The sequence below is a fragment of the Pseudomonadota bacterium genome (genome assembly GCA_039815145.1).
GTDB lineage: Bacteria > Pseudomonadota > Gammaproteobacteria > Steroidobacterales > JBCBZW01 > JBCBZW01.
Genome location: JBCBZW010000124.1, coordinates 1 through 15,096 on the forward strand (window position 1 = coordinate 1; position 15,096 = coordinate 15,096).

At 68.8% G+C, this 15,096-nt stretch carries 4 protein-coding genes; all 4 read right to left on the reverse strand.

The genetic code is table 11. The features are described from left to right. Positions 1 to 7,277: amino acid adenylation domain-containing protein (locus AAF184_20765; GenBank protein MEO0424781.1), on the reverse strand; the 7,277-nt coding region annotated here is incomplete at its 3' end. Beyond that, on the reverse strand, positions 7,274 to 8,338 hold the full coding sequence (locus tag AAF184_20770; protein MEO0424782.1) for a TauD/TfdA family dioxygenase: 1,065 nt from the start codon (positions 8,336 to 8,338) through the stop codon (positions 7,274 to 7,276). The genes AAF184_20765 and AAF184_20770, both read right to left, overlap by 4 nt. Further along, on the reverse strand, positions 8,335 to 13,236 hold the full coding sequence (locus AAF184_20775) for an amino acid adenylation domain-containing protein (GenBank protein ID MEO0424783.1): 4,902 nt from the start codon (positions 13,234 to 13,236) through the stop codon (positions 8,335 to 8,337). The genes AAF184_20770 and AAF184_20775 overlap by 4 nt, the downstream gene beginning before the upstream one ends. Continuing rightward, positions 13,233 to 15,096, reverse strand: a 1,864-nt coding sequence (locus tag AAF184_20780) for an SDR family NAD(P)-dependent oxidoreductase (GenBank protein ID MEO0424784.1), incomplete at its 5' end; no start/stop codon positions are given. The genes AAF184_20780 and AAF184_20775, both read right to left, overlap by 4 nt.

A 15,096-nucleotide genomic window follows, 5' to 3' on the forward strand; every position in this document is an offset into this window, starting at 1 on the left:
AAACCGATGAGCCCCTCGGCCGCCGTATGGGTGCGGTGGGCAACGTCCGTTCCGACGACGATGTCGTCGCTGTCGCTCTCGCGTCCGAGCAGCAGTGAGAAGGCGGCCAAACACACCATGAACAGGCTCGCCTGCTCCTGAGCGGCCAGCTTGTCGAGCCCCGCTGCGACTGTCGCATCAACGGCGAAGGCGAACTCGGCCGGCGTCGGCGGCTCATCCACATCGGGGGTCAGCACTCGCGTCGGTATCCCAGCGAGTCGCTGTCGCCAGAACGCAAGTTCCTCCTCGACCGCCGGCTCGTCGAGCACGGCACGCTCGTGCAGCGCCCAGTCGGCGTACTGCACCTCGAGGGGCGGCAGGGCCTGGCTAAGGCCGGCGATACGCCCGGCGTACAGCGTAGTGAGTTCGCGCGCGAGCACACCGGCGGACCAGCCGTCACTGACGATATGGTGCATGACCAGGATCACCACGTGGTCCCGTTCCCCCAGGCGGAGCAGCTGCGCGCGCAGCAGCGGACCTCGGGCGAGGTCGAAGGGCTCGCGCGAGATCCTGTTCGCCCACTCCCGCACCAGCTCATCGCATTCGCCTTCGGCGACCGTGGCCAGATCCGCGACACGCACCCTCGCTGCCTCCGCGACGAGCGGGGAGTTCACCTCATGCACCCGCTGCACGGGGCGGCCCGCCACTGACGCGAAAGTCGTGCGCAGCACTTCGTGGCGTTCTACCGTCGCGCGAAGGGCGGCGCTCAGCGCATCGGTGGCGAGGGGACCGGTTAGGCGCAGGACCATCGGAATCGCGTAGGCGGCATCCCCGGGATTGAGTTGATCCACGAACCAGAGGCGCTCCTGGGCGTAGCTGAGCGGTAGTTCGTCCGGATGTGGTAGCGCCCGCAGCGGCGCCCGCGCCACGCGCGAGCCTGACCCGTCGCTGCGGTTGGCGCCGTCGTGCACCCGCACCGCCAGGGCAGCCGGTGTCGGCGCCTCGAACAGCTCGCGCAGGGGGATCTCCACCCCGAGGCGATCACGGATGCGCACAGCGACCCGTGTTGCCAGCAGGGAGTGGCCGCCCAGATCGAAGAAGGAATCCTCGATGCCCACACGTTCGAGACCCAGCACTTCGGCAAAGATCTCGCACAGGGCCAGCTCCGTATCCGACCGGGGTGCCACGTACGAGCGCGCCTCAGCGAGTTCAGTCTCGGCCAACGCCGAAAGCGCTCGACGATCGACCTTCCTGTTTGGCGTCAGCGGCAGGGCGGGCACGATGATGAAGCGGTGGGGCACCATGTAGCCCGGCAAGCTTTGCGTCAGCGCCCGCCGAGCGCTCTCGATGACCTGGTGAGCGTCGGCGGGTGCGCCTTGCGTAGCGCCATCCGCGACTGGCTCCCGCTGGTCGCTACGCGGTAGCTCCAGGAAAACCGTCAGCTGCTCGTCATGCAGCACGGCGGCGCTTGCCGCGATGTCGGAGAGCTTGTCCAGGGCCGCTTCGATCTCGCCGATCTCGATGCGCAGGCCATGCAGCTTCACCTGGCCGTCACGGCGCCCGCCGAACTCGAGCGCGCCATCCCGGCGCAGGCGGCAGACGTCCCCCGTCCGGTAGAGGCGCGCACCCGGCGTCGACGCGAAGGGGTCGGGCACGAAGCGCCGCGCCGTCTCCGCTGGCCGCGCCTCGTAGCCGCGTGCGATGCCCGGACCGCCGATGGCCAGCTCGCCCCACACTCCGATGGGGACCGGGCGGACGCCGGCATCCACAATCGCTAGGTGGGTGGCGCCGAGCGGTGTACCGAGGCTCACGTGCCCCGCTGCCGTGCGCTCCAGGTAGGGATGCGCCGTGGACCAGACCGTCGTCTCCGTGGGACCGTAGAGGTTCCAAACCGCTGCGCTGTGCGACCTGACCCAGTCAGCCAGCTCGCCTGGGAGCGCTTCACCACCGATCAAGGCCGTAAGCTTCGAGTCTCCGGACCAGCCGGCATCGCGCAGCAAGCGCCAGGTCGCGGGCGTGGCTTGCATCGCGTTGACGTCACTCGCCGCCAGGCGACGCGCCAGGGCGATACCGTCGGCTGCCTCCTCCGCCCTCGCCACCTGCGAACGCCCGCCGACCAAGAGCGGCCCCCAGCGTTCCAACAGGGAGATATCGAAGCCGAGGGTGGTGACGGCGAGCATGCGCGTGTCCGCGCCCCACCCCAGGCGTCGGGTCATCGCGTCGAGGAAGAAACAGGCCGCACCGTGTGAGACGCAGACCCCTTTCGGCCGCCCCGTCGATCCGGACGTGTAGAGCACGTAAGCCAAGCGTCGTGGCGAGGGCGCTGTGGCCGGTGTCCGCTCGATCGCTGTCGACGCCGTGGACCACTGCAGGTCGTCGAGGGCGAGGGTCTCGGCGTCCGTTAGCGCGTCGCCTGCCCGCCTGCCACTGGTCAGGACTAGACGAATGCCGCTGTTCGCCACCATGTAGTCCAGGCGCTCGCGGGGGAAATCGGGGTCCAGGGGCACGTAGGCACCGCCCACTCGCCAGACCGCCAACATAGCGATCCACTCGGCCGGCCCCCGTTCGGCGGCGATGCCGATTCGCTCCTCCGCCTCGACGCCGCGCGCTCGTAGCCTCTCAGCGAGCACCGTCGCGCGTCGATCGAGTTCGCCGTAGGTCATGAACTCCCCGCCCGTCCCCACGGCAGGGGCCTGCGGGTGGCGCGCTGCAACTGCACCAAACCACTCATCGATCGTTTGCGGCCGCGGCGTCACCTCGGCGTAAGGCATGGTCACCGCGACCGGCAAGCCCAGCGGCATCTCCCCCAATCGCTGGTTTGGATCGCGAGCGAGCGCTGTGAGCAGGTGAACGAATCCCGCCTGCCAGTCGGCCACGGTCTCCTCGTCGAACAGATCCGTGGCGTACTCGAAGCTGCCGAGCAACCCACCGTCCGGCGCCTCCTCCAGCTGCACCGTCAGATCGAACTTCGCCGCGGCGGCAGGGGCATCGACTGGCTCGAAGGTCAACCCATCGACGGCCCGCGGCGACGACGGGGTGTTGCGCAGGGTGAAGAGCACCTGGAACAGCGGATTGGCCGAGAGATCGCGGGTGACCGGCAGCGCCTCGACGAGTTCCTCGAAGGGCAGGTCCTGGTGGGCGTAAGCGCTAAGCGCGACCTGACGCACCCGTTGCACGAGCTCACGAAACGTGTCCACTCCGTGCATCGACGTGCGCAGCACGATCGTGTTGCTGAAGAAGCCGATCAGTGGCTCGAACTCGCGCCGCCGCCGATTGGCAATCGGCGAGCCGACGACGATGTCAGCCTCCCCCGTGAGTCGGTGCAGGAGCACGTCGAAGGCGGCCAGCAACACCATGAAGAGGGTGGCGCCTTCCTCCTCGGCGAGCGCCTTGAGCCCGATGCCGGCTTGCGCATCCACGGCGAAGCGGAGCTGGTGGCCACGATGGGTGGGACGGCGCAAACGCGGTCGATCCGCCGGCAGCCGGAGCAGCGGCGGCGCACCCGCCAGCGTGTCACGCCAGTAGGCGAGCTGTTCCTCCAGCTGCTCGCCGGCCAGCCAACGACGTTGCCACGCCGCGTAGTCCGGGTATTGCACAGGAAGCGGCGCCAGCGGGTTGGGTAAGCCGCGCACGTTCGCCAGGTAGGTACTCGCCAACTCCGTGAGCAGGATCGCGCGCGACCAGGCATCGAACACCACGTGGTGACAAACCGCCACGAGTACGTGCTCGTCGGGCGCCAGCGGTGCCAGGGCCACGCGCAGCAGTGGCCCGCGTTCGAGATCGAAGGGTGTGCTCGTGTACCAGGCCAGAGCCTTGGCGATGGTGCGCTCGCGGTCGTCCGGAGCGACCCCCGCCAGGTCGATCGGCTCGACGGTGACCGCCGGCGCCTCATCTATCGACAGCACCCGCTGGCGCGGCTCGCCGTCCTCGCCGGTGACGAACACCGTGCGCAGGCTCTCGTGGCGCGCGACGATGGCCGCCACGCTCCTTGCCAGCGCCGCGGCGTCGAGCGGGCCGCGGATGCGGGCCGCCATCGGAATCGCATAGGCGGCGCGTCCTTGCGGTTCCAGCCGGTCGAGCAGCCACATCCGTCGTTGGGAGAAGGACAGCGGTATGGGTTCGCTGCGATCGGCGCTGGTCAGCGGCGCGTCCACCGTGGCGTCCGATCGGGCTCGCGGCGCCTCGAGCACCTTCGGTGCCAGGCTGCGCACCGTGGGAGCTTCGAACAGAGCGGTCAACGGTAGATCGACCTCGAAGTCAGCGCGGATCCGGCTCACCGCGCGCGTCGCCAGCAGGGAATGACCGCCGAGAAAGAAGAAGTCGGCGACGACAGAGACGGAGTCCAGACCGAGAACGTCACCGAAGATCTGCGCTAGCCGTTCCTCCGTGTCTCCCTGCGCAGGGATCAGGGGAATCTCTTCCGGCAACGGCGGCGGTGCCGGCAACGCGCGCTTATCGACCTTGCCGTTCGCCGTGAGCGGGAATGCATCCAGCACCAGCAAGCGTTCGGGCACGAGCGCGGGCGGCAACCGCTCGGCCAGCCAGGGTGTGATCACGGCGGCGTCGGTCTCCCCGGTGACGTAGGCGACCAGCTGTCCGTCTATCGTGCGAACGGCCGCTCCACTCACCTGCGGGTGCGTCGCCAGGCAATGCTCGACCTCCGCGGGCTCCACCCGCAGACCACGGATCTTGACCTGCTCGTCCGCGCGACCCAGGAAGTGGACCCGACCGTCAACATCCATGCGCGCGCGATCCCCGGTGCGGTAACGTCTCTCCTCAGCACCATCCTGCTGGCCTGCCAAGTAGGCGAAGCGCTGCTGCGTGAGCATGGCCACGTCGAGATACCCTCGGGCAAGCTGCGCGCCACCGATCCATAGTTCTCCTGGGATACCGCGGGGAACGAGTTGGCCTGCTCCATCGCGGATCTCGACGACGTTGCCCGCCAAGGGCTGGCCAAGAGGCGGCGCGTCGTCCGAAGGATTCTCGATCTCGTCGGTCAGCACGCCCACGGTGGCCTCGGTCGGACCGTAGTGGTTGATGATGCGCAGCGACGGCGCGAGTTCGCGTACCCGATTCACCAGGGCAACCGGCAAGCGCTCGCCCCCCAGCACCAGGGTCTCCTGCGGCAGCACGCCCGCCGCGTCCTTGCCGCTCAGCAACGCCGCCAGGTGCGAGGGCACGATCTTCATCACATCGACCGGTGACGCACGGAACCGCTGCGCCAGGCGATCAGGGTCCAGCATCTGGTCGTTGCCGACCACGTGCAGCGTGCCGCCGGTGGCGAGGCTGGGGAAAATCGCGGTATGGCCAAGGTCCGAGGCGAAGCTGGAGACGGTGGCGTAGGTATTGCCTGTCGAGAGTCTCAGGCGTTCCTCGATCGCGCCGACGTAGCTCGCGAGCGCGCCATGTTCTACGCCTACCAGTTTTGGCAGTCCGGTCGAGCCCGAGGTGAAGATGCCGTAGGCGAGGTGCTCACCGATGAGGGCGGCGGCTGGCACTTCGTTCTCTGGATCGACGGGCTGATTCCGGAGGTGCGTGGCATCGAGTTCGATCAGCCTAACGATGCCATCGAGCGTGCCATCGCCACGCAAGTAGTCTCGCGTCACCAGCAGGGCCGCCAAGCGCCCTTCCCTCACCCGTGTGGCCAACGCGTGCGGGGGCAACTCGGGGTCCAGGGGCACGGCGGCGGCGCCCAGACGCCACACACCGAGCATGGCCGCCACCACGAGCGCCGAGCGTGGCAGGCAGATACCGATGCGGGCTTCCCCGCCTAGTCGCTCGCCCTGCAAGGTGGCGGCCACGACGCGTGCCATACGATCGACGTCAGCCCGCGACCACGACGTCGCCTCGTCCACGACGCACAGTGCGCCGGGATCGTCCGCGAGCGTGGCGGCGAAACGATCGGGGATCAGGGCACGGTTCGCCGGCGGCGGTGCTGCCGCCCGCGATCCGCTCGCCGACGCCTCGTGCGACAGCAGCTGCAGAGCGTCTAGCGAGCGGTGCGCTTCCAACGCGCTTGCGAGCAACACGCCGAACTGATCCGCCAACGTTTCCAGCTCGTCCCTACCGAGCGCGCTGGTATCGGCGACCCATGTGAGCTGCCCCCGCCCCTCACCCACCGTCGCTTCGAGCAGCAGCGGGGCTGGCAGGGGTCCGCGTTCGCGATCGGCGATACGGAAGGAGAGTCCGCCTGTCTCGCTGGTATTCTCGACCTGTCCAGTGGCACTGAATGCGGCATCGAAGGGACCGACCGTGACGCCCGCCTCGCCTGCCCGTCCATCGAACGCGTCGAGCCAACGGCGGTGCTCCGCCTCGGCGTCTGCCCAATGCGTCGCGTAGGTAACGAACGACATACTTCCGGGCGACTCATCGTTGTCCACCGCCAGCGGGATCCAACGGTCGAGGGGCCCCAACACCTGAGCCAGCTCAGGCGCGTCGCGGCCGTCGAATTGCACCGCCACCGGCACGGCGGCACCGGCCCGACGGTACAGCAGCGCGCTGAACGCGGCGGCGAGGATCGAGGCGACCGACAGTCCGTGCCCCTCCGCCCAGCGTTCCAGCGTATTGATGAGTTCCGGCCCTAGGCTGCGATCGACCGTGTGCACACGACCTGTGCCAGCGCTCTCATCCACCCCACGAGGCGTGCGACGCGAAGGCGCTGGCAGCGTCTGCCAGAAACGGCGTGCCTCCTCCGCAGCATCGGACTCGAGCAGGTCTTCCTGCCAGTCCGCGACATCTAGGAACTGCAGAACCTCCTCATCCGCCGCATCAAGCTCGCCCGCATAGGCCCGCGCGATCTCCGACACCAGCAGCTCGAGCGTGCGCCGGTCGCTGAGCAACCAAGGCAACTCGATGACCAGCTCTCCTGCTGGGTCGGCGCCGGACTCATCACCCTGTGCCTGCGTGAAGACAAAGCGAGAGCATCGCGCACCAACCACACTCGTCGCGGAAGCCGTCGGCGACGCGAACGCCGCCCTCGGTTCGGCATGCCCACCCGCCGGGTCATTCCCTCTGACTACCTCCAGCGCTGCCGACGCGGTGTTCGTGCGCTGCACGGGGACCGCGAGTTCGGGGCGGCGCACCACCTCCATCGCCAATAGCTCATGCCGCGCAGCCACCGCATCGATCGCTTGACGCAGACGCTGCGCATCCAGCGTACCTTTCAGTTGGACACGCAGGCGCATCACGGCCTGCGCCGCGTGCTCCTTACACCAGCCAAGGCGACTGCGCTGCACGGGAGAGAGGGGAGAGAACGCCGTCTCCACACCGACGCCCACCTTGTCCATCGCCTCGCTCATAGCTGGGCTCTCTGCCAGGCCATGGAATCACCGACACCGGCCATGCAGACCACTACACGGCGCGCCCCTTGGTAGGCCTCCCGCCCATGGCTGACCAACAGATTGTCGATCAAGAGCAGGTCACCCGCTTCCCAATCGAAGCGGGTCGTCTCCTGCGCAAACGCCTGGCGCACCGCTTGCAGGTAGGCATCGGGTATCTCCCGCCCATCGCCGAACATGGCTTGGCGCGGCAAACCGCCGGGACCAAACAGCTCTGTCAGGGCTTGGCGATCGTGCCGCTCGAGGGCGGAGACGTGGAACAGGTGGGCCTGGTTGAACCACACTGCCTCCCCGGTCTGCGGATGGGCAACGATAGCCGGACACACCTGGCGCGTACGCAGGCGTGCGCCGTCGTCGAGCCACGTCGCTTCCATCTGACGCGCCTCGCAGTAGCGGACTACTTCGGCGCGGTCATCGGTCTGGAACACTTCCTGCCAGGGCAGATCCAGGCCGTCGCCGTAGTGCCGTACGTACATGACCCCTGCGCGCTCGAATTCGCGGCGGACCTCCGCCGGGATCCGTGCCAGCACCTGGCGATTATCCGCGAGAGGCGTCGCGCCGGCGACGCTCGCGGGCTGCAGGCAGGCGAAGGCCAGCAATCGCGGGTACAGACGCGCGTAGGACTGCTCGCTATGCTGTGGGATCACCTGATCCGGCGGGTATTCGGTGGAGCTATAGACCCGACCCTCGACCTCGCGCCGTGGCGTCGATCGGTAGTCGTAGGTGAGCGTGTCCTCGCCAGCGAGGGCGCTAGTCACCGCTTCGATGGTGGCGCTTTCCGTCACGTCGAACCCGCGTAGGAGCACGGCGCCCTGCCGCCGGAGTCGGGCGAGCACTTGCTCTCGTCGCGTCGATAGCCAGGCCAGCACCTGGACGTCCGCCCGGGTGGCACGGTACAGCCCTGGTAACGCCGCACCGTTGGACATCGCCTCCATCTTCACCAGCGCATCGCCGTCCAGGGAGACCGTTCGGCGGCGACGGCCAGGCGTCGGGCGAGGCAGACTTGGGCGCGCGCCACTCATGCCTTGGTGTTCCGTTGGGCGGCGCCTGATCGGCGGCTGCGCAGGCCTGCAAGGCCGGCGCGTCGCTGGTCCGCCAGCGACACGGCCGCCCGCCCGGCACGGGCCGCCAGCCAGTCGCTGAGCGAAGCTTTCGGAGTATTCGCCAACACCTCGAGTGCGTCAGCCATCCGCTGCGCCAGGCGCGCCATCAGGCGCTCGTCGAAGCGGGCCGTGCAGTACTCGAACCCCCCACGGATGCTCCCATCATCGGCTTCCTGCAGCTCGAGCTTGAGGTCGTAGCGGGCGGGCAGCAGCCCGTTGGCGGCCTCGGCGATCTCCTCTGCTGGCACGGGCGTGATCGTCAAGCCCGACAGCTCCAGTGCGGGCCGCGGTGCGTTCTGCAGCACGAACCAGAGTTGCCCGAGGGACGGCGGCACTCGGCCGCCCTGCGCCGCGTTCTCGGCAATGCGCGCAAACGGCAACCGACGATGCGCCAGCGCGCCGAGGGTAGTGTCGCGCACGTGGCCGAGTACCTGCGCCAAGGTGGTGTGCGCGTCTAGCCGGATGCGCAGGGGCAGCGTGTTGACGAAGAAGCCGATCATGTCTTCGAGCCGCGGGTCGTCCCGGCCAGCAGCCGGACACCCAATCACGAGGTCAGCGCCACTACCCTCCGCCCGCAAGGCGAGGACGTAGGCGGCCAACAGCACCATGAAGAGCGTGGCCTCGTGGCGCTCGGCCAGGGCACGCGCGGCGGTAGCCTGCGTGCAGGTGAGCGCGATCGGAAAGCGCGCCGCGCGGCGGTGAGTCGACGCCGATGTTGCTCGACTCCCGGGCAACGTCAACTCGGTCGGTACGCCAGCAAGGACGTGCGACCAGTACTGCTCGTCCTCAACGCGCCTCGGCGACCTCGAGAGCTCCGCCTCGTGCAGCGCCCAGTCGCCGTACTGCAAGGGCATGGGAACCAATGGATTCGGTAGCTTTGCGCGTCGTGCGCCGTAGAGCGCGGCGAGCTCACGGGCGAGGATCGCGATCGACCAGCCGTCGCTGACGATATGGTGCATCACCAGCACCGCGACGTGGGACCGTGCGCTGAGTCGCAGGAGCACGGTACGCAGCAGCGGCCCCCACTCCAGCGCGAAGGGTCGACGGGCGGCCGCCAGGGCGGCCGAGGCGACAGCCCCCCCGCGCGCATCAGGACCGGTGCCAGAAAGATCAACCAGTTCGACGTGGGCGGCGGCGCCCGCTTCTGGACTCTCGGGCGTATGCACACGTTGATAGGGGCGCCCATCGACGGCGGGGAACGTCGTACGCAGGATCTCGTGGCGCCGAATCGTATCGCTGAGCGCTTGGGCCAGCGCTTCCCGATCGAGTGCCCCCTCCAGGCGCAGCAGCAAGGGGATGGCGTAGGCAGCATCGGTCGGGTCGAGCTGGGCCAGGAACCAGAGGCGCGACTGGGCGGCGGTCAGCGGTACCTCGGTCTGGGCCAAGTGCGGATTGCGCCGAATGAGCCCCTGACCCTCATCTGACGCGACGGCCGTCTCCACCCGCGCGGCGAGCTGCGCGACGGTTGGCCCCTCGAACAGGGCGCGCAGGGGCACCTCACGGCCCGCACCTTGGCGCAGGCGCGAGACCACCCGCGTCGCCAGCAACGAGTGCCCACCGAGGGCGAAGAAATCGTCGTCAGCACCCACCTGCGCCACGTCCAGCTCGAGCACGTCGGCGAAGATCGCAGCGACCGTGCGCTCGGCATCCGTGCGCGGTGCGATCGTTGCCGACGAGCGGGTGCGCAGCAGCTGCGCCTCCTCGGACAAGGCGCGGCGATCGAGCTTGCCGTTCGGCGTCAGCGGCAAACACTCCCGTACTTCGATCTGGCGCGGCAGCATATACGCCGGTAGCGCATCGGCGAGCTCTGTCGCCAGCGACGTCGCCTCGACCGTCGCCGGCGCGACGAACGCGAGCAGTGTCTCGCCGTCCAGCACGACCGCGGCGGCCGTCACCCCCTGGCAAGCGCTCAGGCGTGCTTCCACCTCGCCCAGCTCCACCCGGAAGCCGCGCACCTTCACCTGACCGTCGCGGCGGCCACCGAACTCCAGCTGGCCGTCCGTGCGCAGTCGGCAGATATCACCGGTGAGGTAACGCCTCGCACCGGGCGGCCCGTAGGGATCGGGCACGAAGCGCGCGGCGGTCTCGCCGGGGCGTCCCTCGTAGCCGTGCGCGACGCCGTCGCCGCCGATGGCGAGTTCTCCCCACACGCCCACGGACACGGGCTCTCGCCGAGCATCGAGCACAGCGAACCGCGTCGCCCCCAGCGGCGCGCCGAGGGGCACTGTCGCCGTCGCGGCCAGGGCGTCGTCAGACCCCGGGTGATAGCGGTGTGCTGCAGACCACACCGTGGTTTCCGTCGGCCCGTAGAGGTTCCACACGGCAAGGGCCCGTGCGCTGAGCCAGTCGGCGAGATCGCGAGGCAGCAGATCCCCGCCCGATAGGACCGTTAGCTCACTTGCCCGTTCGCTGGCCTTGCCCGGCGCAGGCCATGCGACTTCCTGCAACAGACGCCAGGTAGCGGGGGTACCCTGCATGACGTTGGCGTCGCCGTCAGTCAGTCGCTCGGCAAGTATCTCGCCGTCCGCGGCCTCGGCAGCACTCAGCACCCGTGTTGTCCCGCCGGCGAGCAATGGCCCCCACCGCTCCAGCAACGCGATGTCGAAGCCGAGCGTGGTGACGGCGAGCAACCTGACCCTCGCGTCCCAACGAAGACGCGAGAGCATGGCGTCGAGGAAGAACAGCGCGGCCCGATGGGAGACGGCGACGCCCTTCGGCCGCCCCGTGGACCCCGAGGTGTAGAGCACGTACGCGGTGCGCTCATAGGCGTGAGGATCGGCCCTGTTCCCCTCCCCCGCCAGGGCGGTGCAGGCTTCGGCGTCAACGGGCTTCGCGAGCCACTGGTCGAGGTCGACGGTGGCCACCGACGGCGCCAATTCGATCGCCCGGCCCTCCCCCGAAGTGAGCACCAGTTGCAGATGGCTGGATGCGACGATCCAGTCCAGTCGATCACGCGGAAACGACGGGTCCAGCGGCACGTAGGCCCCACCGGCCTTCCATACAGCGAGCATACCCAGCCAATCGGCCAGGCCCCGCGCAGTGGCCAGTCCGACGCGTGTCTCAGCAGCGACACCGAGCGCCGTCAGATGCGCAGCAAGCGCTTCAGCACGTGCCTCCAGTTCAGCGTACGTCCACCACTTGCCATCGAATCCAATCGCCGCAGCCGTCGGATGCGTCCTGGCCCGGCGGGCGAACCCTTCAGCCACCGATCGCGCCCGCGTATCATCATCGATGGCCGTCCCGCGGGAGCTCTGCACTCGGCGCGACTGATCTTCTACCCACGCCTCGCCGTGCCGAAGGGCCAGGGGCAGTCCGAGCGGGAGTTCGCTCACGCGTGTATCCGGACTGGCGGCCGCGGCATCCAGCAGCGTGCCGTACGCCTCACACCACGCTCGTACGGTCGATCGCTCGAAGAGTTCCGTCGCGAATTCCACGTGGCAGCGCAGTCCATCATCGACCTCGTGCCAGGAGAACGTAAGGTCGAAGCGAGCCCGGCGATTACTGCCCTCCCGGGGCTCGATCGTAAGCCCCAGCTCCCTCAGCGGCTCGCCCCGCGCCGGCACGTTCTGCAGCAACATCATCACCTGGAACAGCGGATGTTGGGCGGCCTCGCGCGGCACGGGCAGCGCTTCTACTAGCTGTTCGAAGGGCACGTCGGGATGGGCGAAGGCGCCCACGGACGCTTCTCGCGCCCGCGCCAGCAACTCGCGGAAAGTGGGCTCGCCTGCCGTGTCCACGCGCAGCACGAGCGTGTTCACGAACAGCCCGATCAACGCTTCGGTCTCCGCTCGACCGCGTCCGGAGACCGCCGTGCCGATGCACACCTGCCGCTGAACCGCCAGGCGCGTCAGCAACACGGTTAGGCCAGCGCATAGCACCATGAAGAGCGTGGTGCCCTCCTCCGCCGCAGCCGCCAGGCGACGCAGGCCAGCCGTGCTCGCCGGAGATAGCTGGAAGCGGATCGAATCGCCCACGTAGCTCGGCGTGGCGGGTCGCGGGCGATCCAGCGGGAGCTGCAACGCGCTGGGCGCGTCCTCGAGACGGCTGAGCCACCAGTCGCGCTGGGATGCCAGATCGGCGGCGAACGCAGCGCTGCGTTGCCAGCGGGCGAAATCGCCGTACTGGATCGGCAGCTCATCCAGGGGGTTGTCGCGCCCGGCAATGGCAGCGCGGTAACCGGCCACCAGCTCCGCCAAGAAGCACTGCGAAGACCAGGCGTCCGACACGATGTGGTGGAAGGTGGCGGCGAGGCTCCAGCGCTCATCGCTCACCAGCACCAACACCACGCGCCACGGCGGACCGACACCGAGATCGAACGCGTCTTCCGCCGCGTGGATCAGCAGCGCACGCAGGCGTACGTCGCGCGCGGACGGCTCAACATCGCGAAGATCGTGCACCACGAGCGGCACCAGCCCTGCCGGCGCCTCACCACTTGGCACCACCACCTGGACCGCCTCATCAGCGATCCCGTCGCTGCCGATTCCCCCGCTGGGGCACTCCTCACTGGCATCGACGAAGCGCGTTCGCAGGCTCTCATGACGGGCGACGATACCCGCCAACGCCGTGCGCAAGGCATCGACCTGGATCGGTCCCGTACCGTCGATAGCCGTGGGGTTGTTGTACAGGGCACTGCCCGGGGCCAGCTTCTCCAGGAACCACAGGCGCCGTTGAGCGAAGGTCAGCGGTGCCACCGCCTCACCGCTCCGAACGATGGTAGGCGCCGCTTGCACACGTCGCTGTTCTGCCAGGCGCTTCAGCAGCAGCCGGCGCTTCTCCGGCGACAATTCAGCGAGGCGATCCTGCAGCCTGCTGCTCACGAGGGATCTTCCTCGAGCAGCCGCGCCGCTTCCTCATCGCTCAGCCCTTCGAGTTCCGAGAGCAACGCGTCCAGGTCCTCGCCTGCCGTCGTGCGTTCCAGCTCCTGCGCGATCACCCGCGCCGCACTCGCCACCGTGGGCGCCTCGAAGAAGCGCTCCACCGGCACATCCAGGGCGAAGCGCGACGTTAGCTTCGACAGCAGCATCGTCGCCAGGAGCGAGTCGCCGCCCAGGTCGAAGAACGGATCCTCTACGCCGACCTGCTCAAGCCCGAGCACGTCCGCCCAGATCTCGGCCACCGCCTCTTCGATCTCGTTGCGCGGGGCAACGAACGCGGTTGCGATCTGCGGGCGCGCCGCGCGTCCTGCTGGCCCATCTCCATCCGCGCTGAATTCGCTCCCGCAGGCACGCAGGCGTTCGACGACTTCCCGCTGGCGCTGCACCAGATCGCGCGTCGAGACCAACGTATGCCTGAGGTCGGGTACCGCGAGCACTCGCTCCAGGAGCTCCATCGCCGCCGCCACGTTCAGGCCCTGCATCGCCAAGCCCGCAGGTCCCCTTCGCCAATCCTCCCACACGTCCCAGCTGACGCTGCGCCAGGGGTCGCCGTGGGCGGTGGCGAACGCATCGAGAAACGCATTCGCCGCCGTGTAGCTCAAGGTGCCCGGCCCGCCGAGGAGCGACGCCAGGGACGACCACAACACCACGGCCCGCGGCTGGTGGCCGCTCAGTGCGGTGGCGAGGGCGTAGGTGCCGTCCACCTTGGCGCCCAGCGGCGAGACGATGTCCTCCTCGGCCGTGGTCTGCAGCGGTGTTCGCGACGGGATGCTCGCCAGGTGAAGCACGAGGTCGATCGGTCCATGGCGAGCTGCCACTTCGTCGAACAGAGTGGCGAGCGCCGATGCGTTCGTCGCGTCCACGCTGTGGCGCTCGAACACCTCGCCCTGAGCGATCAGCGACGCCAATTCCTCGTCCATACTCGGCGGATCGCCCGCCCGGCGGCTCACCATCACGATGCGCGCGCCACGCGCCTCGACCAGCCATCGCGCAATCACACGGCCGATCCTGCCGAGGCCACCAATCAAGACCACTAGCGACCCTCTTGCGAGCGGCTGTGCCGGGGGCAGATCGAGAGCTTGCAGGCACTCACCCCAGCGGTGGCGTCCGCGCAGGGCCACGATTCCCTCGGGCACCTTCGGCGTGACCAGCTCACGGTACAAGCGCAACCCCGCCTCGGTATCCGCTGGATCGATGTCGATCACGCGCAGCGTCGCCTCGGCCGACTCCTGCGGTGTTACGCGCAACGCCCCGAGTACCGTGGCCGCGTCGGGATTCACTGCATCGCCGTCCGCGATCTCCACCAACCCTGTCGTGACCACGGCGAGCTGGTGCGCGCGCTCGCCGTCAGCCTTCGATGCAAGGGCAGTGAGCTGACCCAATAACTGTTTTAGTAGCCCTGTGGTAGTGGCCAGGTAGGCAGCAGCCGGCGAACGGGTAGACGAAGATCCCGCTGCCTGCGCGTCGAGCGTCCCTGCGATGTACACCACGCGAGCGACAGCGCCCGCCGCCGCGATACCGCGCAAGGTGCTCTCGATGCCGGCGACGTCGCCAACGCAGTGGCGCTGCACCGGCAAACCGGCACGCTCCAGTGCCACCACCAGGGGAGTCGCCCCCAGGCTCTCATCGGTCACGACCAGCCATCGCTCCCGCGTGCCCTCGATGGTGTCATCGCGCGGAAGGCACGGCGGGAGTAGCCGCCAGGCCGATTGCCAAACGCGACCGTCAGGTACGCTCGCAGCATCGGCGGACGGCGCGACGGGTGCTGAGGAGCGCTCCACCCAGTGCCGCTCCCGCTGGAAC

Bases quoted from the DNA above. Each gene is read 5' to 3' on its own strand.
- AAF184_20770 (MEO0424782.1), bottom strand. From the start codon at position 8,338: ATGAGTGGCGCGCGCCCAAGTCTGCCTCGCCCGACGCCTGGCCGTCGC.